This is a genomic window from Chryseobacterium sp. CH25 (genome assembly GCF_004119455.1).
GTDB lineage: Bacteria > Bacteroidota > Bacteroidia > Flavobacteriales > Weeksellaceae > Chryseobacterium.
Map to the genome: position 1 here is coordinate 227195 of NZ_NRQT01000002.1, position 23017 is coordinate 250211.

Sequence of the window (23017 nt, forward strand, 5' to 3'; positions counted from 1 at the left end):
ATAAATTAAATGTATTTAGTTAATATAAGTTAAAATATTTTGTTTTTCTTAATTAAATTTACAAAAAAATATAAAGAATGAAACTCTATCCTATTGCAGCTGCTTTACTTTGCATTAATGTATATGCTCAGCAGCAAAATAAACCTCAGGCTAATCAGAAGCACTTGCAGGAGCTTTATGCTAAATATGAGAAAGATATTAAAAAGGCCCGTAAGAATGCAAAATTGATGGGAACACCTCCGGATTTGTATAACGAGGAGGATTATAAAAGAACGATGGATCCTGTTACGGGAAATGTTAATTTTGAAAAATTGGCAAAGGTAAATAAGGATATTTTGACGGGTACGTATAAAGCTGCTCAGCCAATGTCTTTTATTACAGGACAACAGGGATCTGCTGTTGGAAAAATAATCAATGAACCATGGATTGAAAGAGGTCCTTATAATGTAGGGGGTAGAACAAGAGCAATAATGTATGATCCAAATGATCCTACAGGTAAAAGAGTTTTTGCAGGTGGAGTTTCAGGTGGACTTTGGGTGAATCAGGACCCTTCAGTCAGTACAAATGAATGGCAGCCACTGAGCACATTTTGGGCTAATACTTCTGTAGTATGTATTACCTATGATCCAGTCAATCCACAAACATTTTATGTAGGTACAGGAGAAGCCGCAACAAGTGATGTGGTAGGTTCTGGGATTTGGAAAACTACAGATGCCGGTGCTACATGGACTCAGATTTTTACTGTTCCGGTTACTTATGCATCTAATGGAGTAAGAAATGGAAATTTTTATATTAATGATATTAAAGTAAGAAATAACAACGGTGTTTCAGAAATATATGCAGGAGTAAGCGGTTCTTATGTTGGAATATCATTTAATGACGGATGGCAGGGACTAAGCCAGGCTGGATTATATAAATCAGTAGATGGTGGAACTACCTTTACCAAGAATGCCAATCTGTTGGCAATGAATACTACAACAGGTGTAACCAGTACAACAGGATATTCTATCCAGCAAATAGAAATAGCTGCAGATAATTCTGTCTGGATTTCTACAAGGAGCTCTAGATTTTCAAATATAGATTCAGGAGGAAGGATCTTCAAATCTACAGATGGAAATACTTTCAATCAGATTTATAATGTAGGGAGTAGTGGTTCAAGAGTAAACTTCACCCTTTCAAAAACGGATGCTAATAAAGGCTATGCTTTTATGCAGGGGGTAGGGACTGGAGAGCCTATCAGGATTGTAAAAACAGCTGATGGTGGAACTACATGGCAGTCTACCTCTGATGTGCCACAGGTGATTAAATTACCTAAAGCTACAGATACCAGTATCCCAACCAATGATTTTACAAGAGGGCAGTCTTTTTATGATTTGGTTATAGCTGCAGATCCACTGAATGATAATACGTTGTATATTGGAGGTATTGATTTATTTAAATCTATAGATGGAGGTGTTAACTGGTCACAGATTTCAAAATGGTCCAATAATAATGCTATGGCTAATTTGGCTGTTTCTACAGTACATGCCGATCAGCATGCCATAGTGTTTAATCCATTCAATAATTACAATACTGGCCAAATGATGTTTGGAAATGACGGCGGTGTCTTCTTTGCAGCGAATAAAGAAAATATCGGAGTTGTAGGGGGTATGGTAGCAAGAAATACAAGATATAATGTAACCCAGTTCTACGGAGCTGTATTAAATCCTACAAAAGCTCCTGCGAATGAAGAGTTGCTGGCAGGAGCGCAAGACAATGGTTCATGGTGGCTGTATGGAGTGCCACAACCTAATAATTTCCTTACTATGGCGGCTGCTACAGGAGGAGACGGAATGTATCCTGAGTATGATGATCAGGATTTGTATGAAATTTCAAGCTATACCAATAACAACCATTATTTGCTGAATTCAACCCCATCTGCCAATTATTTAATCTCAACTTCTGCTAACAGGAGTATGGGGCATTTCGTAAACGAAATTGCATTGGACAGAATGAATGATGTTTTCTATTCTTATCGTTCAGGGCTTACGCTTTTCAGAACAACGGGGCTTAGCAGTACTGCAACAACATTCACCAATGATCAGGTTAATGTAGGAACAGCACAGAGTGGTGAACAGATTTCATGGCTTAAAATCTCTCCTCATACAACGGCATCTTCTACACTTTTTGTAGGAACTAACCTTGGCAGACTTTTCAAAATTACCAACGCAAATACAACATCATATACATCTGCAGTATTAACATCACCTGCTGTAGGGACTATTTCAGATATAGAATTTGGAGCTAATGAAAATGAGATTTTATTAACATTATCTAATTATAATCAGATTAGTGTATTCTATTCAACAGATGGCGGAACAACATGGCAAAATAAAGAAGGTAATCTGCCGGATATGCCGGTAAGAACTATTCTTAGAAATCCGGATGATCCTAATGAAGTATTAGTAGGTACTGAATTGGGAGTATGGGGAACCGCAAATTTCCTTTCCGGAACACCTACATGGTCATCAGTAACAGGGAATATCGGGAATGTAAGAGTAACAAATCTGGATTACAGACCTTCTACAAAAACTGTTTTGGTTTCTACGTATGGAAGAGGAGCCTGGACAACACAAAATACTAATACTTCGCTGTCAACTTCAGAAACATCAGCAGTATCCCCAAGAACTGTGAATAGGGTGTACCCTAATCCATCCAAAGGAATTGCTCGTTTAAGATTTAATAATGCCAATCATACTACTGTAAATATCAGCATATTTGATAAGGCTGGAAGACTGGTATACAGCAAGAAAAATGTAAAGTCTGATGAAGAATTTGGTCAGAAAATGACACCGGGAACTTATATTTTAAAAGCTGAAGATAAAGGAGAAGTCATATTTAGCGGTAACTTCCTGGTAATCGGACGTACCGGAGGTGATGATGATTAAAAAAATGAATAATTCATTATTATTAATATTATTTTGGATACTGGCTTCCTGTGGAATGCCAGTATCCAATTTTCAGGATAAATCAGTATCCGTAATTTCTGCTGAAAAAACAGAATGGTTTGGCGGAAGAGCCGGAGTAAAAGGGGTAATGTATACTGTAAAACTGAGAAAAAAAATAATGTTGTGATAAAATCCTTTATGGCAGAAGGAACCAAAATTTCATTTAGTCAGAATATTTCAGGGAATATTATTGTAATACAAGGCAGTTTGCAGCATAAAAACAATAATGATGTTAATGCTGAAGATTTACCAGTAGGAGCTCCCGCAGAAAGTGTCAATCAGAACACTAACCCTAAAGAAAATTGGATTGAATATACTTTAAAAAACTCCAATGTATCTCGTAGAATCAGTATTCCAAAGTTTACTTCGGTAGAGACTCAGGAAGAGCTGGCCCCTTAAAATATTACTCATTGTTGAATAGAAAATTATTTTTTATCTTTTTATGCATTCCGGTAATCATGTTATTTAATAATATGGCTTACAAGGTTGTTTCCCATGTAAAAAGAAAATTATATGAACATACCCAGTACAATATCACCCGGCATCCTTTAAAAAAATCAGAAACGATCTGCTTTACAGAAAATGATCTTGCAAAAGCCGAATGGAAGGAAGATAGAGAGTTTGTCCTTAATGGATTTTCTTATGATATTGTTCGGACGAGAACGGTTGATGGTAAGAAATTCTTTTTCTGTTATCTTGATAAGAAAGATATTATCATTAATTCATTGGTAGATCTTTCGAAAAAATTAAGCGTTAAAAAAATTAACCTGAGAACCCAGATTGACCTCCCAGGTCATAAAACAGTTTTACTTAAAACATCCCGTTTTACCATTCTTAGTGGAAAAGAATTTCCTCTTTTTTTAATGTTGGATATAAATACAATATCCAATCACTATTACTTATTAGAAAGTACTCATTATTTATCCATTAGTATTCCGCCTCCGGAAAGTCACTTTATCTAAAGTGAATATAATATTAATGATAACTAATTTTTAAATAATGAAAAAATATATATGCATAGCAGCAATGTTAGGTTGTGCTATAGCTCATGCTCAACAGGTACAGGAAGGATCAATTGATGAAGTTAATATCCTTGGTAGAAAGAAAATTAAACAGGAGCGCGCAGAATTCAAAAGACACGGACAATCTGTAGAAACGCTTTCTGAAGAAGATCTTAACAGAAATAACCCTGCTGCAATTGATCAGACTCTCTCAACAATGCCAGGGCTTCAGGTAGATAAACGAACCAACTTTGGGGGGCAGAGGCTTGTTCTTCGTGGATATGGAAATGATCAGAAGTTTAATAACTGGGGGGTGAAAGCCTACTGGAATAATATGCCATTAACCAATGCGGAAGGAGTAACCGTTCTGGATGATGTTGATTTTGCTTACGTAACCAATGTAGAAGTTATCAAAGGCCCGGCGGCAACAATGTATGGTGGTGGAGTTGGCGGAGCCGTCCGTTTTTATACCCGCCCTGATTTTACAAAAGGCGCATCCATTTCTGAGAATGTCATGTTCGGTGCTTTTAAAACATTCCAGTCGAGAACGCAGCTGAATGTTGCTGATGAAAATTATTCTGTAAGCGCAGCATATGGACATCTTGAAACAGATGGCTACAGACCTAACGGTGGTGGATTAAAGAACTTCTTTAATGTGAATGGTACGGTTAAGCTTGGGAAAAAAGACCAGTTAAGTTTCTTTGCAAGTCAGGCTTATTCCTATGAACATACTTCAGGACAGATTTCTTACGATGATTATTATGCGGGAATTGATAACGGAAATCCTGCCTATATCCGAAAAAACTCAGGAACAAAAATAAAATCAACAAGAGTAGGGTTGAGTAATATGGTAAGTCTTACTTCAAATTTGAGAAACTATACCACTTTATTTTATTATAATGCGAATACGGAAAGTATTTCAGCAGGAGCCTATGGAATTACAAGTGCTCCGAATGTAGGATTACGTTCCACTTTTACATTAAAGAACGAATTTAAAGACTTTGAAAACCGCTTGGATTTTGGAGCGGAAATACAAAATTCTGTATCTACTGCTTCAAGTTACCGATTTACAGGTTCTGAAACTGAACCTGTACAGACGACAGGGATGAATGGAGCTTCATATTTTAAATATAATAACAATCAGTCCACATATTTTGTCATTGATTATCTTACCTATAAACCCTGGGGGCTTACCTTGTTAGCTGGTTTAAGCGCTAATAGAACCAATTATGACAGAAAAGATCTTTACGCTCTGCCAGGGTTGATTGCGGGTCGTAAGGATCAATCATTCAACAAAAAATATGACATGGCATACACTCCTCACTTTGCTTTACAAAAAGAATGGAAACATCAGATCTTTAATCTGAGTTATAGTGAAGGGTATAATTCCCCAACAGCAGCCTCATCATATATTACCGGGACTAATACTGTGAATGATGATTTAAAACCTGAGCGTGCAAGAATGATAGATTTCAGTGTACACGGGCTTTTAATGAATACCAAATTAGATTACCGAATTTCAGCATTCAGAATAGATTATTCTGATAAACTTACTCAGTTGTTAATTCCGGGGAATGCAGCTAATCAGACATACTGGGCAAATACCGGAAGCCAGAAAAATACAGGATTGGAAGTGAGTGTAGGATACCAGTATAGATCGGAGAATTCATTTATTGAAAGAGTGGTGCCATTTGTAAACCTTTCTTATTATGATACTAAGTATAAGGATTTTACAACGATAGTAGGAGGAAGAAAAGAGACGTATGATCACAAAACAGTTGTAGGTGTTCCAAGAAATAAATATGCTGTAGGATTGGACATCTATACAAAGCCGGGACTTTATCTTTTAAATACATTTAATTATCTGGGACAGGTATATACTGACTTTAATAATAAAAATCTGGTAAAAGGGTTTGGATTGCTAAATGCAAAATTAGGATATAAAAAGACCTTTGGTAAATTTGATGTAGATCTTTATGTAATGGGGAATAATCTTACCAATCAGATCAATTATACTTTCCTTTTCTTAGGAAGCAGTATCAATGATGCTGATGTTGGGAATGGTTATCCTAAAGGAGTAAGTACAGATCTTAATCCGGGGCCAGGAAAAGCATATTTCTTTTACGGTGCTAACCTGAAATACAGATTCTGATCTGAAATATAAGTTCTTAAAAAACTGTTTCATTTTTATGGAACAGTTTTTTTATTGCAAATTATTAATATAGTGAATTGTTTTATAGGAAATCCTTATGTAAAGGGGTTTCTAGATTGTGTTTATTTATTAATATTGGAATTTTTATATTTTTTACTAAATAGTTAATCCTCTTTTATATATTTGTTTAAGAATATTGACGGAAAAAGGATATGGACAATCAATTTATTATTCAGAAATTCGGATTTTTAGGAAACGATTTTCTGCATGAGTTTCAGAAGCATGCCATTTTAGCAGATATAAAATCAAAGACTGAAATTGTGAGAGAAGGGCAGAAAAATAAATATGTCCCTTTTTTAATCAAAGGATCTATAAAAGTGTTTACACTTAATGATGGCAGGGAACTGATCTATTATTATATCAGAGAGAATGATAGTTGCCTGATGACTTTTTCATCTATTTTTACAGATTATATAAGCAGAGTATATGCAGTAGCTGAAGAAGATTCAGAAGCATTACTGATCCCTGTTTCCGTTATAAATGATTGGCTGTTGAGGTTTCCCGAGATCAATAAATTGTTTTATCAGGAATATGACAGACGTTTTTCAGAAATCATGAATATGGTCAATGATGCTGTTTTTCACCGCCTGGATAAAAGAGTTCTTAACTATATCAAACAACAGATTTCTGCTACCGGAAATAATCCAATAAAGATTACTCACAGAGAAATTGCCAATAGCCTTGGTACTTCCAGAGAAGTCGTGAGCAGGGTTTTAAAGAAAATTGAAAGCGACGGAGATGTTTTGCTTACTAAAGAAGGAATAAAAGTCGCTGTAAATGAAAATGTTAGACTTGCCTAATTCATAATGTTTTAATGATTTTATATTTATGATTGATAAAAACTATTTTCTTGGTGACTTTTATCACATATTTTTGAATTAGTAACGCGATAGATTTGTTATATCATAATTTAATAAAATTGTTATATGACAAAAGCTCTCTTATTTTTGTCGGTATTTTCATCAGTTTTTGCCTTTGCACAGGAAGATCTGCTGAAAGATATTGATACTGTAAAAACCAATACAGATACTTCACAACCCGCTTTTAAGGCATTGCAGATTGTTACCGGACAATCTACTAAACTTGCTGCCAAAAAAGAATGGTATATGGTAGTTGCTCACCGTTTTGGTGATGTAAGTGCCGGGTTTAAAGATTTCTTCGGGCTGGATAATGCCTCTACTAAACTGGGCGTAATTTATGGCGTTACAGATGCTATATCCTTAAGCCTTTCCCGTGAAACCAATATGAAAACTTTTGAAGGTGGAATTAAGTACAGGTTGGTACAACAGAATGAAAACTTTCCGGTAGATGTTGTTGGCTATCATGTAATGGGTGCTAATACAGCCCTTGATAAAGATACATATCCACATCTAAGATTCAGTGACAGACTGTCTTATCTTACTCAGGCTCTTATTTCCAGAAGGTTCAGTGATAAATTTTCATTACAGTTTACTCCATCTTACGTACATAAGAATTTGTATGACCCTGCTATAGAGGATAAGAATCAATTTTTAGCGGGTCTTGGCGGACGCTATAAAATTTCAAAAAGAATTTCTGTAAATGCAGAATATTTTGTGAATTTCGACAATCACAGTTTTTATAAAAATCCCTTATCATTAGGGGTAGACATAGAAACCGGGGGGCATATTTTCCAGCTTTTATTTACGAACTCCCAGATCAATTCAGACATCGGATACCTTACAAATGCATCAGGAAGTTGGGGGAAAGGACAAATTTTCTTTGGGTTTAACCTTTACAGAGTTTTTTAATATGAGAAAAGGAATATACATACTGGCCATATCATTTACAGCTACCATCATTGCCTGTGAAAGCAGAACCTACGAAGACGTTTCAGAAAATACTCCCATCATACTCCCTGTGAAGTATACAGCAGATATAAAACCGATTATAGATAATAGCTGTATTGGTTGCCACTCAGCAGGAAGTTTTAAACCCTTAGCAACTTATGATCAGGTAAAGAACAATATAGACGGGATTATAGATCGTATTCAAAGACCGAATGGAGATCCGGAGAAAATGCCTAAAGGCGGTTCATTATCTGCCACTCAGATTAATACTTTTATAAAGTGGAAAGCTGATGGATTAACCGAAAACTAAAAATATTTGATATGAAAAAACTAACACTATTGAGCGTATTCCTGCTTTTTGCCGGTTATGCTTCAGCTCAGAAATACAGTTCCAAAACAGGTAAGCTGAAGTTTGAAGCATCAGTACCTCTATTTGAAGATATTGATGCCCAGGATGATACCAATGTGGTTATTCTTAATGCTGATACCGGAGAAATGGCGTCTGTTTCTGTGGTGAAAAATTTCCATTTTAAAACCAAGTTAATGGAAGAACATTTCAATGAAAGCTATGCAGAGTCTGCTAAATTTCCTAAAACTACATTTAAAGGAAAAATTATAGGTTTCGACAAGTCAAAACTCACAGCCAGTCCACAAAAATATACGGTTCAGGGAACCTTAAATTTTCATGGAGTAGATAAAGCAATAACGTCTGCAGCCTCAATGTATGCAAAGGATGGGAAAATTTATATGCAGGGAAATTTTGTAGCGAAACCGGCAGATTATAAAGTAACAATCCCTAAAGTAGTTACTAAAAAATTGCTGAGAATGTAAATGTTGAATACAATTATATCCTGATAAAATGAGAACCCTGATTATAACAGTAAGTCTGTTTCTGGGATCTTTATTATGGGCCCAGGAAAAAGCAAAATCCATATTTGATATTGCAAGAAGCGGAACAGTTTCCGAGGTAAAAGAACTGATGAAACAGAATCCGGACATTATCAATCAGGCCAATGAAAGCGGCTTCTCTCCTCTTATTTTAGCTTGTTACAGAGGGAATGTTGATGTAGCTGAATTTTTAATAGACCACGTAAAGGATGTAAATTATAAAAGTAAAGAAGGAACAGCGTTGGCAGGTCTTTCTGTGAAATACAACAAAAAACTGGTAGAAGATCTATTGAAAAAAAATGCAGATCCTAACATTCCGGATGCTACAGGTTCTACACCGTTGTTTTGGGCGGTGAAATTCGGGAATAAAGAACTTATTGAACTCCTGCTTCAATATAAAGCCGATAAATCAATAAAAGATTCAATGGGAATGACCCCTTTTGAATACGCATTACAGACTCACAAAGAAGAAATCATTAATATCTTAAAAAAGTGATATGAAAAAAACTTTACTAACATTCAGTATAGTCCTTGCCAATTTTGCATGGGCTCAGTTTTCATCAGGAACAGTATCTCTTCCGGTTACTGGTATGACGGTGAAATTAGATACAACTCCTACAGGAGTAACACTTACCTTAACGGGAGACAGTAATTCTATGTTGGGTATTGGATTTGGAAATACGGGGATGGCATCAGGATCTGATGGATTTATTTATAATGCCACTGCCAACAGAGATTATACATTTGTAGGAAAGACAATGCCAAATGCCGATCCCAGCCAGGACTGGACAGAAACATCCAATACGGTATCAGGAAGTACAAGAACTATTGTAGCAACAAGAAGTCTTTCCGGAGGAGCCGGTGATTTTGCAATTCCGAATGCGGCAGGAACAATTGATATCTTTTATGCACGTAAGACTGGTAATACTTTGGGGTATCATGATATGGGAAGAAGTTATGCAACTTTAACAATGGCTACCAGTACGCTATCAACAAATGAAGTTGCTGCTGCCAACAAAAAAGTCAGTCTTCTTTATCCTAATCCAGCTAAAACCACTGTGAACTTCAAAAATGTTGACAAGGTAAATACACTTGATATTTATGATGCAACAGGCAGAAAAGTTAAATCTGTAAAGCCGGACGGAGAAAATATCAGTGTTGAAGATCTTAAGCCGGGAACTTATTATTTTGAAATCAGATTGAAAGATGGAAATCTGTCTTATGAAAAGCTAATTAAAGAATAAAAAACACATCCAAATATTTTAATAATACCTCTGATTTTTTCAGAGGTATTGTTCTTTTATGTTTTGGGGATAGATTTTAAGTAATCCTTTGTTCAAGGGTGCTGCCTTATTTTTTATATATTTGTGTAGTAAGCGGATGCCCATGAAAGCTGCATAAAAGTTCCATTCAATGGGATCTGAATAATCAGAGAGACCTTAATACTTTTGTCAATGAGAAATGATTTAAAGAAGATAGCCCGTCAGTTTGCAAAATCCAAAACACTGAATGACTTTATAGAATATGGTGGCGTTGCTGCGGCCATTGAAACTGCAGATGGAAATGTGTACACAGGAATCAGTATAGATACAGCATGTTCTATGGGGTTCTGTGCCGAACATAGTGCTGTAGCAGAAATGCTGAAGAACGGAGAGCATTTTATCAAATCAGTAGTGGCAGTGGGAAATGATGGAAATGCTGTTCCACCCTGTGGGCGTTGCAGAGAACTGATGAGCCAGCTGTCCAAAGAAAATCTCAATGCAGTAATAGAAGTAAAAAACGGCGTATTTTTAACCTTAAAAGAATTAATGCCTTACGACTGGAAAGAAGATCTTGACAGAGAATGGTAATTGTAGAATGATAATTTAAAAATAAAGATCCATGGAGTTTAAAACCTTAGCCAATATTGAATTAGATGAACTTTTAGAAGTCTTCAATCTTTCTTTTTCCGATTATATTGTTCCTTTTCATCTTACCAAAGAAATACTTGCAGCTAAAATTATTGCTGAAAAATTAGATATGAATATTTCAGTAGGTGCTTTTGAAGAAGGAAAATTAGTAAGTTTTATTCTTCAGTCTGAAAAGCTGGAGAACGGTCAGAAAATTATCTATAATGGCGGAACCGGGGTAGTACCTGGAAGCAGAGGAAAAGGGTTGGTAAGAAAAATGTATGATTTTATTATTCCATCCTTAAAAGAAAGAGGAGCAGACGTGTTGCTGCTTGAAGTTATTGAAGGAAATGCAGCTGCCATCAGGGCTTATGAAAACTTAGGTTTTACCATTATAAGAAAGTTGCTTTGCTTTAGAGGGAATATCAATTCAGGAGTGGAAAGTTCAACAGTCACAATTAAGAGTCTGGAGGATTTTCAATGGGATAATCTCCGCTCTTTTTGGGATATTGAACCTTCATGGCAGGGATCTGAGTATGTATTAAATCCTATGCCGGAAAATTATCAGGCTTTGGGAGCTTATTCAGATGAAAATTTGGTAGGTTATATCATTTATAATCCTGGAGCAAGAAGGGTTCTTCAGATTGCAGTAGATAAAGCATATAGAAAACAGGGAATAGGTTCCGGACTTTTTACAGCTATTGCAGATGGGCAGCCTGTTGCGATCAATAATGTAGATGATGTTTCCAAAGAAACAGATGTATTTCTGGATAAAAAAATAGGACTTCAAAACTGGCTGTCACAGTTTGAAATGACACGCAGTATCTGATCTGTTTTCTATTCCATTTAAAAATAAGAGGTTTTAATATACTTTTAACCTCATAAACTTTTCAGGGAGCAGTAGAGAATGTAACTTTGCCGAAAATTTTAAAATAATGAAGCGAGGAATACATTTTTTACTGCTGTTTTTTTCCTTAACGGTTTTTGCCCAACAGGGAACTGCAGATACTGCCCAGGTAGTGGTGCCAGGTCGTATGAACAGCATTGAAGCCCAGTCAAAACCGTATGTTATCATGATTTCCACCGATGGTTTTCGATATGACTATGCTAAAAAATACAATGCCGAAAATCTGCTGAAACTTTCAGACAGCGGAGTAAAAGCAGAAGCAATGATTCCAAGCTATCCAAGTATTACTTTTCCCAATCACTGGAGTCTAATTACCGGATTGTATCCTTCTCATCATGGCTTAATTGATAACTTCTTCTACGATTATAAGAGAAAAGAAGCTTATGCGATGAGCAATAAAAAAAATGCAGAAGACGGAAGCTGGTATGGCGGAATTCCTCTGTGGGGATTAGCTGAAAAGCAGGGAATGGTATCTGCATCCCTGATGTGGGTAGGATCTGCCAGCGATGCAGGAGGAATGAGACCTACTTATTATTATCCTTATCATGAAAAATTTACCCCATCAGAAAAAGTAGAAAAGGTAGTAAACTGGCTGAAGCTGCCTGAAGATAAAAGACCACATTTTATATCATTATATTTTCCTGAAGTAGATGGAAGCGGACATCACTTTGGCCCGGATACCAAAGAAACAGAAACAGCTGTTCATCTGATTGATCAGGCTATAGGAGATCTTGTTCAAAAAGTAAATGATTTAGGATTAAAAAATGTCAACTTTGTTTTTGTTTCCGATCATGGAATGATAAAAGTTGATGGCGGAACACCTTTGGAAATTCCAGCTCTTCTTTTTGATAAAAACAGATTTGATTTCTATAACTCCCAAACCCTTTTAAGAGTATATGTTAAAAATCCAGATGAGGTTAAAGCCGTTTATAAAGAATTAAAAGCTCATAAAACAGACGATTACAAAGTTTATTTGGATAAAAAGTTACCTAAATATCTGCACTTTGCAACAAGAGATGATCAATACAACAGGATAGGACAGATCCTGCTCCTTCCTAAAGCTCCCAAAATATTCCTGGAAAAAGGAAAGAAAACTTCGGTTGGAAAACATGGATACAACCCAAGAACAGTTCCTGAAATGAAGGCTACTTTCTATGCCTGGGGACCGGAATTTAAAAATAATATGGAGATCGATGAATTTACCAATATCAATGTTTATCCTTTAGTCGCTGAGGTGTTAGGGCTAAAAACTGAACAGCCAATTGATGGAAAACTGAAAGTTTTAAACAAGATATTAAAAGAAAAAAATAAATATATTTTAATGTAATAGAGTCGCAGTACAGAAATGTATTGCGATTTTTTTTAAACATTTAGATAAGTTTCGGCGCACCTTTGGTGCGCCGAAACTGTTATTTATACAATAAATTCTTTGATTGTATACGTAAAAGTTATTTAAACTAATTATAGATTGTTATATTGATTTATTTCGGGGCTATTTTTTTATGATTTCTGTATTGTTTTTTTTATATCTTTAAAAGTGAATTATTTCGAATTTTATGAAAATTTTTATCAGTGTAATAATGATGTTTCTGATGGGCTGCAAACCTTCTGCTACAAAAGGTTTTGTAAGTGATGATATGGAAAATAAGTATTCCAGAAAATTAAGCCCTGATCATCGGTTTACCCTTTTTTATAGATTTGAAGATAATCCACTGGATCCGGGAAGGTGGCTTAGCTATTATGTAACGGAGAACAAAACTGATATTCTCAAAAAAGAAAAAACGAAAATTCTTGCAGACTCTATTTATTGGAGATCAGATAATGTTCTGGTCATCATACCTTATCGTAAAATGATAAAAGCAGATATGGAAGTAAGGGAAAAAGACAATGACAATCAAATTTTAATACCTGTAAAATAACCACGACATGAAAAAAACTACATTAGAAATGGGGCAATCGCAATAAGCGCTGTTTTTTATTGAATGCCTGTCAGCATTTCAATACACAAGCAGACAAAAGCCGTCCCCCGTCGGCAAATACTGACGGAATAGTGAAACAGAAAGAAAAAGAATCAACGGAACAGGATAAAATTAAAGTTTCGGACGATAAAAAAGTGTATGCTCAGGTTCAGAAAGAACAAAGCCTGAAAAAGATACTCGCTTATAATGATCCGAAGTTTAATAAAATTTTTGAAAACTTTGGTGATGGAGCTGAAGAAACTCAGCTTAGAAAGGAGCTATTAATGAGCATGGCAAAACCTGGTGAAATGGTTATGGGCCACCGTGCCGATAAAAAATTAAGAGAACAGGAAGCAGGGGCAAAAGAAAAAAAAGGAATTGAAGAGATGGCAGAATACAGACGTCAGATCACAATGCCTATCGGAACCAATACAATGCTTTATGAAGATGGAAATTTACTGAAAGAATATAACAAAGCGCTTAACAGTGCTACTCTTAAACAGGCGAAGCAAAAATCATTAACTGCTGCTAAAAATGGAACTTACTCTATTAACAATGTTGTGTTTACAGAGAGAGGTCCTAATAATATTCCGGGAAGAGACAGAAGTATTGTAGTTTCACCTCAGAATCCTAATAAATGGTATGTAGGGTCAGTAGGAGGAGGAGTCTGGATTACAGACAATGCCGGAACAACCTGGAAAAATACTACAGATTTTGCAGTTCCTAACCTGGCTACTTCTACCATTGCCATTTCTGCACAAAACCCAAATGTTGTGTACGCCGGAACAGGAGAACCGTTTGGCAATCTGGATAAGATTACAGGGACGGGACTTATAAAATCTACAGATGCAGGAGAACACTGGACAAGATTACTGAATACGGCTGCTTTTGGTGATGTAGGAAGACTATTGGTAAACCCTGCCAATTCAAATCATCTGTTGGCTGCTACTTCAAAAGGAATCTACGTAACTCAGGATGGTGGAACAACCTGGAATCAGACTTTTACAGGATCAACTGTAAATGGAACGGCGTATGTTTCCACTCAGGATCTTGTGGCAACCAGTGATTTCAGTGCAATATATGCATCTGTGAATACCTTAGGAGTTCTTAAATCTACAGATGGCGGAGCAACATGGACAAAAGTATTTGATGCATTAGCCCTTAATAAAGCAATAAAAAGAATTGAGATTGCCGTATCTCCAGTCAATCCGAGCAAGCTTTATCTGAGCTGCCAGGAAGGAACAACTACCGGAATATATATGTCTGCCAATGCAGGAACCAGCTTTCAGGCTTTGACCTTTAAAACTGGAAACAGTAAGGAAATTCTTGGGGATCAGGGATGGTATGACAATGCCGTTACAGCCCATCCTTTTAATGAAAATATTATTTATATAGGTGGAGTTTCGGTAGCAAAGATTACGGTAGATACTACAGATAATTCATACAATGTACTTTCCATTGCAAGTGGGTATAATACAGCATATCTTAACACAGCTGTACATCCCGATCAGCATGGTATTGTTTGTCAGGTTGATCCGGCAAATCCTGCACAGTTTAGATTATTGCTGACGAATGACGGCGGAGTATATTCCACACAGTATAAAACAAATCCAGGGGAAACTCAGGGAGACTGGAGTAATCCTGTTACAGGACTTAATACTACACAGTTCTACGGTGCAGATAAAAAGAACGGTGCAGATGCTTATGTTACAGGAGCTCAGGATAATGGATCCTCAGCTACCATTACAGCACCCTCATCAAGCACATCAAATTACTTATCTTTATTAGGTGGAGACGGCTTTGAGGCTCTTTGGAACTATAATAAGCCTAATGAAATGATATTTGGTTCACAATACAACAACTTTGTAAGAACAGAACAGGGAGTGAGCCTTACAGGTCGTTTTACAGCTAGAAATGCAGATTATGGATCATCATTTTCTCCATTCTATTCAAAATTAGCCAATGCCAATAATAACCCGGATGTTGTATTTACTGTGTCTTCCAAAGGGGTGTGGAAGTCTCCGGATTTCGGAAGAACATGGGGCTTAACAACCTTTACGGCTGCCAATAACGGAACATGGAACGGAAATGCTTCTTTTGCTACGGTTAAAGTCTCAGTCGCAAACCCTGATGTAATTTGGGCAGGATCTGCAGCTTCCGGGGGAACAGGAACAACTTATAAGATCAATGTTTCAAAAGATAATGGATCTACTTTTGCAAAAACAACAGGGAATTTACCAACAACAGGCAATTACTACATCAGTGGAATTTCACCGTCAAATACGACGGAAGCCAGAGCGTATGTACTCTTCTCTGTAGCCGACCAGCCGAAAGTGGTAAAAACCAATGATTTTGGTGCAACATGGTCTGATATCTCAGGATACAGTACGGGATCCGTATCTACAGGATTCCCAAATGTTCCGGTACATAGCTTAATTGAAATGCCATTTGATGACAGAATCCTTTGGGCAGGAACAGACATAGGAATATTTGAAACTGTAGATAACGGTGCAACCTGGTCTCTGGTAACCACTATGCCGCCGGTTTCTATCTGGCAAATGAAGATTGTGAATGACCAGGTGGTTCTTGCTACCCACGGTAGAGGGGTATGGACGGCTACAATTCCCGAGTTAGCAACATACGTACTTCCTGAATATGTATCGCGTCCAATCATAAAGAGTGCTAATCAGGTAGCTATTCATGATACAAAAGCCAAAGCAGTCTTTAATTATACCAATCCACAGATTACAAGTCTGAAAGTGTATATTGATAACGCATATGTATCAACCATTTCCAGTACTCAGGCTAATACGGATTATACTTTCACTACAACTTCAACTTTACCAGAGGGAATTCATACAATTTCAGTCAGCGGGCTGTATGCTAATGGTACCAAAGAAACCATTAAGGATACAAAATCTTTAGATATTATCAACTTTAACAGTGGGGCATCTGCTATTAATGTTCCGGCCTTTGCTGCTAGTGATGTATATATTGGATCCGGTAAATTTGTAGTAGACAATGTTTCTAATAAATTCACTTATAATGTATTGAATAATGTAGGACATCCATATGCCAATTCAACAAATTATCAGACCTATATAAAAACTCCGGTAATTGTAGGACCTGCCTCTGCAATGACAATGAGACATATGGCTCTTACAGAAGCAGGATATGATTTTGCTTATGTAGAAGGATCTAAAGATCTTGTTAACTGGACTACAATGGGTGTTTATGATGAAGCATCATTCAGTAACTGGACTAATGGAGGAACTGCTCTTACAGCAGCCAATGTGAATGAGACATTATTCCAGAACAGTTCTTTAAATCTGGGAGCATTTGCCCCTGGAGATGAAATTGCAGTGAGACTTCGCCTCACCAGTGATCCGGAGGTGGCTTCTTATGGATGGCTTATTAAATCTATAGTTCCTACCGCTTCTCTTGGGGTAAAAGATATTGTGAAAGCAGAAGAAGGAATCAGATTAGTACCTAACCCGGCAGATGATGCCACAGGGATTATGCTTCCTGTTAATAATAAAGGGGATGTAGATGTTTATGTGTATGATGCTTCCGGCAGACAGGTAATGTCTCTGAAAAAACAGAAAGGGCCAAAAATTGATATGGACGTAAAAGGTCTTACAAAAGGACTTTATCTGGTACTTGTAAAAACAGATACAGAAAATAAAGCATTAAAATTAATTAAAAACTAAGACTTACTTCTTTACAGGGCTACCTGTTATTAAATAATAAAAAGACTCTCCAAACTGGAGAGTCTTTTGTTTTCTAACAATTTTATAAATATTAAAATTTTAGTTTTTCTTTTCTGATTTAGAACTTAAAACTGAGAAGCAAATTCTTTAGCGAAGTCCTCTAGTTTAATACTCCCGGTAATAGGAGAATGATGCTCAATAAAATCTTTCTGTACGGTTCCTGTTTTCATGCCCAGTCCCATTTCAACATACAGTTCAGCCATATCTTGAGGTAAACCGGCCTGCAGCATTCCGTTTAAAGAATCTTCATCTGAGAATTCTACCCATGGAAGTTCAGGTTTTTCAATAGAAGTACCCAATACTTTGGCAAAATCAGAAGCCTTTCGGGAGTCACTTACAATATATCTGATATTTTTACCTGATTCATTTTTCACAAGTTCCTCTGCGGCTGCCCAGGCGATATCTGCCGGATGTACAACAGGAATTTCTGTGTTTTCAGGATAATTTCCCCCTATAATTCCTGCATTTTTAATTAATGGAATGTCATTAAAGAAATTAGTGTAGAAATAACCGGCTCTTAAGAAAGTAAATGAAGTGTCTTCAAGTTCACGATAGAGTTTTTCGATATGATGAAGCCCTTTGATAGGTCCGTTTTCTACGGGAGATCCAGCTCCAACACTGCTTAACATGACCGCTCTTTTAACACCTGCGTTTTTTAATGCTTCGGCATAATTCTTTCCGGCACTGATGGTATTCTGAACAATATTCTCAGCACTGATGGCGGGTGGTGTCATTACAAATACGGCATCAGCTCCGTTAAACGTCTGAGTTAGGAATTCCACATTTGTAATAGATCCAATAGCAGGTTTTGCTCCTAAAGATTCAATATCATGTTTTCTGTTTTCATTGCTGCTGATGACAGTAATATCATGTCCTTGTTCTACCAGTTGCTTTGTTAAAGGTTTAGCAACGTTTCCCAGTGATCCTGTGATTATAATTTTCATATGTAAATATTTTTTTTATTTCCTGAGACAAAGTTATATTTGTACTTACTTTTATGCAAGTACTTACCCTAAAGTATGTAGTTATGACAGCGATCAAAGAAAGTTCAACCATTCAGGAGAATAAAAAGACGGTACAGGATTGCCCTGTAATGTATGTTATGGAGAGAATTGGCGGTTTTTGGAAACCTATTATCCTGTTCAATCTTTCCACCGGAGAGAAAAGGTATAGCGAACTGAAGAAAGCAATTCCGGCAGTTACAGAAAAAATGCTGATTCAGCATCTTAAACAATTGGAATCAGACGGCCTTATTATCAGAACAGCAAAACCTATAGTACCACCTCATGTTACGTATAAATTGAGTGATGCGGGCAATGAACTGGCTCCTGTTATTGATGCCATGGCGGCCTGGGCTTTTCAGGATATGGAAAGGAATGATAACAGATGTGCAGATGGAAACAAATATATGATAGATAAAAATCAGAACGGCTTTGGCCAAAACCTTAAAAAATAAAAAAAGGTTCTTCAATCTGAAGAACCTTTTTTGTTATATCCTGTAGGAGAATTATAAGGACTGCATATCAATCACAAAACGGTATCTTACATCACTCTTCAGCATTCTTTCATACGCTTCATTAATTTCCTGCATTTTAATCATCTCAATTTCCGAAACAATATTGTGTTCTCCACAGAAATCCAATAATTCCTGTGTCTCAGCAATACCACCAATTACAGATCCTGCTACTGATTTTCTTCCCAAAATCATCGGAACTGTATTCAGAATAGGCTCCAGTCCTCCTAAATATCCTACAAGAACATGTGTTCCGCTGATATTTAAAGTCGTAACATAAGGGTTTACATCATGTACATAAGGAACGGTATCAATAATCACATCAAATTTCCCTTTTACAGATTTCATCTGTTCTTCATCTGTAGAAATAATAACATGATCTGCTCCCAGTTGTTTAGCATCTTCAGTTTTTCCCGGGGTTCTTGAAAATAAGGTAACTTCTGCTCCTAAGCCTTTTGCCAGCTTAATAGCCATATGTCCCAATCCACCTAAACCAACAACAGCTACTTTAGAATTTGGACCTACATTCCAGTGTCTTAATGGTGACCATGTTGTAATTCCCGCACAAAGAAGAGGAGCTACAGCAGCTGGATCAAGGTTTTCAGGAACTTTTAAAACGTGGTGAGAATCTACCACTACTTTTTGGGAATAACCTCCGAAAGTATGACCTCCCGTATGCTTGTCTTTTCCGTTATAAGTTCCGGTGAATCCGTTTTCACAGTACTGTTCAAGATCATGCTGGCAGCTGTTACAGTGCCCACAGGAATCTACAATACATCCTACTCCTGCAAGATCACCTACTTTAAATTTAGAGACCTCATTTCCTACTTTTGTAATTCTTCCTATAATTTCGTGTCCGGGAACAGCAGGGTAGATGGTTCCGCCCCAGTCGTTTCTTGCTGTATGAAGATCAGAATGGCATACTCCACAGTATAGAATCTCAATTTCTACATCTTTGGAAGTAACCTCTCTTCTTTCAATATTCATTTCTTTCAGATCTGCTGTGGTAGACTCTGCTCCGTAAGCTTTTACTGTAAATGTGTTCATTTTATAATGTATTTTATTTAAATTAATAAGTTGATGCTATAAATTACTATACTCTTCATCTGTTACAGGATCCAGCCATTCTACAATACCATTCTGTGTATTGGTATTGATGGCGATATGCGAGAATTCACTGTCAGATGCTGCACCATGCCAATGGATGACATTCGGAAGAATATTAACGATGTCTCCAGGATGTAAAATCTGTGCAGGTTTTCCTTTTTCCTGATAATATCCGGTTCCTGAAGTTACGATTAAAACTTGTCCGCCTCCGTGAGAGTGCCAGTTATTTCTGCATCCCGGCTCAAAGATTACATTTCCGATCTGGCAGTTCAGCTGATCTTCATTAGGTTTCAGGATCTGAACCCATGCTGTTCCTCCTGAAAAATAATCCGAAGGTGCTTTTTCTCCCTTCGGAAAAATAGTTGTATTAAAAGTTTCCATAACGGTACAAAATTCGAGACTTTTGAACAAACCTTACTTATATAGATTACCGAATTACTTACCATTTTTACAGACAGGATATCTGTTATGCCGGAAATTGGTAATTTTGAACTGTAAAAAATATACTTCATGGAAAATCAGGTGGTTGAAATCTATAACAGTGTTTCGGAATATAATAAAATGGCCAACCATGAAACGTTGCATCCATTGGTGAGTGTGATTGATTTTTCCAAATCAGATCCTATCTGTCAATACAGAAGAAAATTTGGTTTTTATACCGTTTTCCTGAAGGATGTGATGTGTGGAGACATGCAGTACGGAAAACACAGCTATGACTATCAGGAAGGAACGTTGGTCTTTATTGCCCCTGGGCAGACTTATGGGATTTATAATCAGGGAAAATCTGTTCAGCCGGCAGGTTTTGCTTTAATTTTTCATCCTGATCTTTTAAAAGGAACCAATCTTGGGAAAAATATAAAAGACTATAATTTCTTTTCCTATGATGTACATGAAGCACTGCATCTTTCAGAAAAAGAAAGAGAAATTATTCTGGATTGTTTTAACAATATAAAACACGAACTTGGGCAGGCAATTGATAAACACAGTAAATCATTAATTGTAAATAATATTGAACTGTTTCTCAACTACTGTATGCGTTTTTATGACCGTCAGTTTATCACCAGAGATCATATTAATCAAGGAGTAATAGGGAAGTTTGAAAACCTTGTTGATGCTTACTTGAAATCAGATGATCCCAAAAATATAGGGTTTCCTATGGTGAATTACTTTGCAGAAAAACTGAATCTTTCAGCCAATTATTTCGGAGATCTTATCAAAAAGGAATTAGGGATTTCCCCACAGGAATTTATTCACAATAAACTTATTGATATTGCTAAAGAACAGATCCTGGATCAAGGGAAATCAATCAGTGAAATTTCTTATGATCTGGGTTTTAAATATCCACAGCATTTTACAAGACTTTTCAAAACCAAAGTAGGTGTTTCTCCAAGTGAATACAAAACCTTGAATTGAGTTTAAACACAAATCTTACAAATGTTTTTCACAAATAGCATGAATTTATTTGTGGAAATTAGTGCATTCATTAGTGTCATTAGTGTTTAATTAACTCTATAAATTTTCTATTCTCAAAAAACAAAATTATCTTTAATGTAAAGTTTTTACAGTTAAAAAAATGAGTTCACAACATACAGAAGCAGTGGTTCTCAATACCAAATTTGGAAAAATTACAGCATTCAAAGAAAATGGAGTCATTAAGGCAAAAAGTATTCGCTATGCCCGTTCCGAAAGATTTCAGAGACCTGTTCCTGTAGAGCATTTTATTTTTGACAGCAGACTTCAGGATAAAACTCCGGTATGCCCACAGAAGCTAAGCCCGTTGGTGGAAAAAATGATTGGTAGAACACCGGTTGAAGAATTTGAACCGGATGAATCTACCCAATATCTTTCAGTTACCCGTCCTGAAAATATACTTGAAAACGAAAAACTTCCGGTAATTGTTTGGATTCACGGTGGTTCTCATGAAATTGGCTGTGGTGATCTGCCTACAGCGGATCCTGCCGAATGGGTAAAAGAACAGAATATTATTGTGGTTACAGTTTCCTATCGTCTTGGGCTCTTCGGCTTTTTAGGCGGCGATGAAAAAAGACCACCTAATTTAGGACTTTTGGATATGATTGAAGCACTGAGGTGGATCAAAAATAATATCTCTGATTTTGGAGGTGATACAAAAAATATAACTCTGCTTGGTCAATCTTCCGGAGGAGATGCAATTGCCCATCTGATGATTTCTGAAAATGTGGATAACTTATTTCAACGTGTCATTATTCAAAGTGCACCTTTGGGTTTACGTCATAAAAGGCAGAAAATGTCAGCTGAGTTTCTGAAGAAAACAGAAGAGATTAAAGATGAGGTTGATATTTACAAGATGATGGAGGATTATGGGAAATTTGTTCCTTCAGTTATAAAATATGGTTTGAAAGCGGCCATGCCTTTTGGAACTCAATATGGATTCCCGCCTTTGTGTAAAGAAGATGAGGCTGTTGTAAAATGGAAAGAAAATGCAGTAAAATATGATGTGCTGATCGGCTTGAATAATGATGAAACTGCATTTTATCTGAAAACTTCAGAGGCTTTAAATAAATATTTTGGGAAAGGTTTCGGACTGAAAATTATGGACAAAACGGTTGAAAAAACTACAGAATTTATCTATGGATTACCAGCCAGACAATTTGCAGAAAATCATGCAAAAGGTGGTGGAAATGTCTATTTATTCAGAATACATTCCAAACTAAAAGAGAATCCTATTGGAGCGCCTCATTGTATTGATCTTCCTCTGATCTTCGGTAACGAATCTGCATGGAAAAACTCAGAAATGCTGAGAAATATTCCATGGGAACGTATTCATGAATATGGAACAAAACTCAGAGCATTATGGGCAGAATTTGCAAGAACAGGGAAAATTTCAGATCAATCGGAACGGCCGGAAATCCTTAAAATAGAAAAAATAGAACCGTAAATAGATGTAAGGAGGCGGTTTTAAATTTTAATTCAATTATTATTTTCTTGTGATTTGATT

General features: G+C 36.5%; 22 protein-coding genes. 19 read left to right on the forward strand and 3 right to left on the reverse strand.

Going from position 1 to position 23017, the window contains the following annotated elements:
- The first annotated feature begins 77 nt into the window (after positions 1-77).
- The 16 genes from BOQ64_RS06430 to BOQ64_RS06505 all read left to right on the forward strand — a co-directional run bounded on the left by BOQ64_RS06430 (position 78) and on the right by BOQ64_RS06505 (position 17360).
- On the forward strand, positions 78-2927 hold the full coding sequence (locus BOQ64_RS06430) for a T9SS type A sorting domain-containing protein (protein ID WP_129054307.1): 2850 nt from the start codon (positions 78-80) through the stop codon (positions 2925-2927).
- A 4-nt stretch (positions 2928-2931) separates the two neighbouring features.
- Complete coding sequence (locus tag BOQ64_RS06435; RefSeq protein WP_129054309.1) at positions 2932-3114, forward strand: hypothetical protein; 183 nt, start codon at positions 2932-2934, stop codon at positions 3112-3114.
- The gene (locus BOQ64_RS06440) at positions 3111-3386 is read left to right on the forward strand and encodes a hypothetical protein (RefSeq protein ID WP_129054311.1); all 276 of its coding nucleotides are present in this window, start codon (positions 3111-3113) and stop codon (positions 3384-3386) included. Before BOQ64_RS06435 ends, BOQ64_RS06440 begins: the two co-directional genes overlap by 4 nt.
- A gap of 74 nt (positions 3387-3460) precedes the next feature.
- Positions 3461-3949, forward strand: a complete 489-nt coding sequence (locus BOQ64_RS06445; RefSeq protein ID WP_129054313.1) for a hypothetical protein — start codon at positions 3461-3463, stop codon at positions 3947-3949.
- 37 nt (positions 3950-3986) lie between these two features.
- On the forward strand, positions 3987-6140 hold the full coding sequence (locus BOQ64_RS06450; protein ID WP_129054315.1) for a TonB-dependent receptor: 2154 nt from the start codon (positions 3987-3989) through the stop codon (positions 6138-6140).
- Between the two features lie 212 nt (positions 6141-6352).
- A complete protein-coding gene (locus tag BOQ64_RS06455) occupies positions 6353-7000 on the forward strand; it encodes a Crp/Fnr family transcriptional regulator (RefSeq protein WP_129054317.1) in 648 nt (215 codons plus the stop codon).
- Positions 7001-7126: 126 nt separating this feature from the next.
- On the forward strand, positions 7127-7969 hold the full coding sequence (locus BOQ64_RS06460; protein ID WP_129054319.1) for a DUF5777 family beta-barrel protein: 843 nt from the start codon (positions 7127-7129) through the stop codon (positions 7967-7969).
- Between the two features lies 1 nt (position 7970).
- Positions 7971-8318, forward strand: a complete 348-nt coding sequence (locus tag BOQ64_RS06465; RefSeq protein WP_228448238.1) for a hypothetical protein — start codon at positions 7971-7973, stop codon at positions 8316-8318.
- Between the two features lie 11 nt (positions 8319-8329).
- Complete coding sequence (locus BOQ64_RS06470) at positions 8330-8839, forward strand: YceI family protein (protein WP_228448239.1); 510 nt, start codon at positions 8330-8332, stop codon at positions 8837-8839.
- A 28-nt stretch (positions 8840-8867) separates the two neighbouring features.
- Positions 8868-9392, forward strand: a complete 525-nt coding sequence (locus BOQ64_RS06475) for an ankyrin repeat domain-containing protein (RefSeq protein WP_129054323.1) — start codon at positions 8868-8870, stop codon at positions 9390-9392.
- A gap of 1 nt (position 9393) precedes the next feature.
- Complete coding sequence (locus tag BOQ64_RS06480; RefSeq protein WP_129054325.1) at positions 9394-10140, forward strand: T9SS type A sorting domain-containing protein; 747 nt, start codon at positions 9394-9396, stop codon at positions 10138-10140.
- Between the two features lie 210 nt (positions 10141-10350).
- Positions 10351-10746, forward strand: a complete 396-nt coding sequence (locus BOQ64_RS06485; protein ID WP_129054327.1) for a cytidine deaminase family protein — start codon at positions 10351-10353, stop codon at positions 10744-10746.
- A gap of 31 nt (positions 10747-10777) precedes the next feature.
- Positions 10778-11614, forward strand: coding sequence for a GNAT family N-acetyltransferase (locus BOQ64_RS06490; RefSeq protein ID WP_129054328.1), 837 nt, complete (start codon positions 10778-10780; stop codon positions 11612-11614).
- 106 nt (positions 11615-11720) lie between these two features.
- The gene (locus tag BOQ64_RS06495; protein WP_129054330.1) at positions 11721-13019 is read left to right on the forward strand and encodes an ectonucleotide pyrophosphatase/phosphodiesterase; all 1299 of its coding nucleotides are present in this window, start codon (positions 11721-11723) and stop codon (positions 13017-13019) included.
- Between the two features lie 229 nt (positions 13020-13248).
- A complete protein-coding gene (locus BOQ64_RS06500; protein ID WP_129059665.1) occupies positions 13249-13611 on the forward strand; it encodes a hypothetical protein in 363 nt (120 codons plus the stop codon).
- A gap of 131 nt (positions 13612-13742) precedes the next feature.
- Positions 13743-17360: a WD40/YVTN/BNR-like repeat-containing protein gene (locus BOQ64_RS06505; protein ID WP_129054334.1), complete on the forward strand. Its 3618-nt coding sequence runs from the start codon at positions 13743-13745 to the stop codon at positions 17358-17360.
- 125 nt (positions 17361-17485) lie between these two features.
- On the opposite strand, the gene BOQ64_RS06510 is transcribed toward BOQ64_RS06505, so the two are convergent.
- The gene (locus BOQ64_RS06510) at positions 17486-18364 is read right to left on the reverse strand and encodes an NAD(P)H-binding protein (protein ID WP_129054336.1); all 879 of its coding nucleotides are present in this window, start codon (positions 18362-18364) and stop codon (positions 17486-17488) included.
- An 83-nt stretch (positions 18365-18447) separates the two neighbouring features.
- On the opposite strand from BOQ64_RS06510, the gene BOQ64_RS06515 reads away from it, so the two are divergent.
- Entirely contained in the window at positions 18448-18876 is a 429-nt protein-coding gene (locus tag BOQ64_RS06515) for a winged helix-turn-helix transcriptional regulator (protein ID WP_129054338.1), read from the forward strand.
- A gap of 51 nt (positions 18877-18927) precedes the next feature.
- On the opposite strand, the gene BOQ64_RS06520 is transcribed toward BOQ64_RS06515, so the two are convergent.
- A complete protein-coding gene (locus tag BOQ64_RS06520) occupies positions 18928-19980 on the reverse strand; it encodes an NAD(P)-dependent alcohol dehydrogenase (RefSeq protein ID WP_129054340.1) in 1053 nt (350 codons plus the stop codon).
- Positions 19981-20016: 36 nt separating this feature from the next.
- On the reverse strand, positions 20017-20421 hold the full coding sequence (locus BOQ64_RS06525) for a cupin domain-containing protein (RefSeq protein ID WP_129054342.1): 405 nt from the start codon (positions 20419-20421) through the stop codon (positions 20017-20019).
- Positions 20422-20550: 129 nt separating this feature from the next.
- On the opposite strand from BOQ64_RS06525, the gene BOQ64_RS06530 reads away from it, so the two are divergent.
- Positions 20551-21453 carry a helix-turn-helix domain-containing protein gene (locus BOQ64_RS06530; protein ID WP_129054344.1) on the forward strand — a complete coding sequence of 301 codons (903 nt, stop codon included), beginning with the start codon at positions 20551-20553 and terminating at the stop codon, positions 21451-21453.
- A 160-nt stretch (positions 21454-21613) separates the two neighbouring features.
- Complete coding sequence (locus tag BOQ64_RS06535; RefSeq protein ID WP_129054346.1) at positions 21614-22957, forward strand: carboxylesterase family protein; 1344 nt, start codon at positions 21614-21616, stop codon at positions 22955-22957.
- Positions 22958-23017 lie beyond the last annotated feature (60 nt).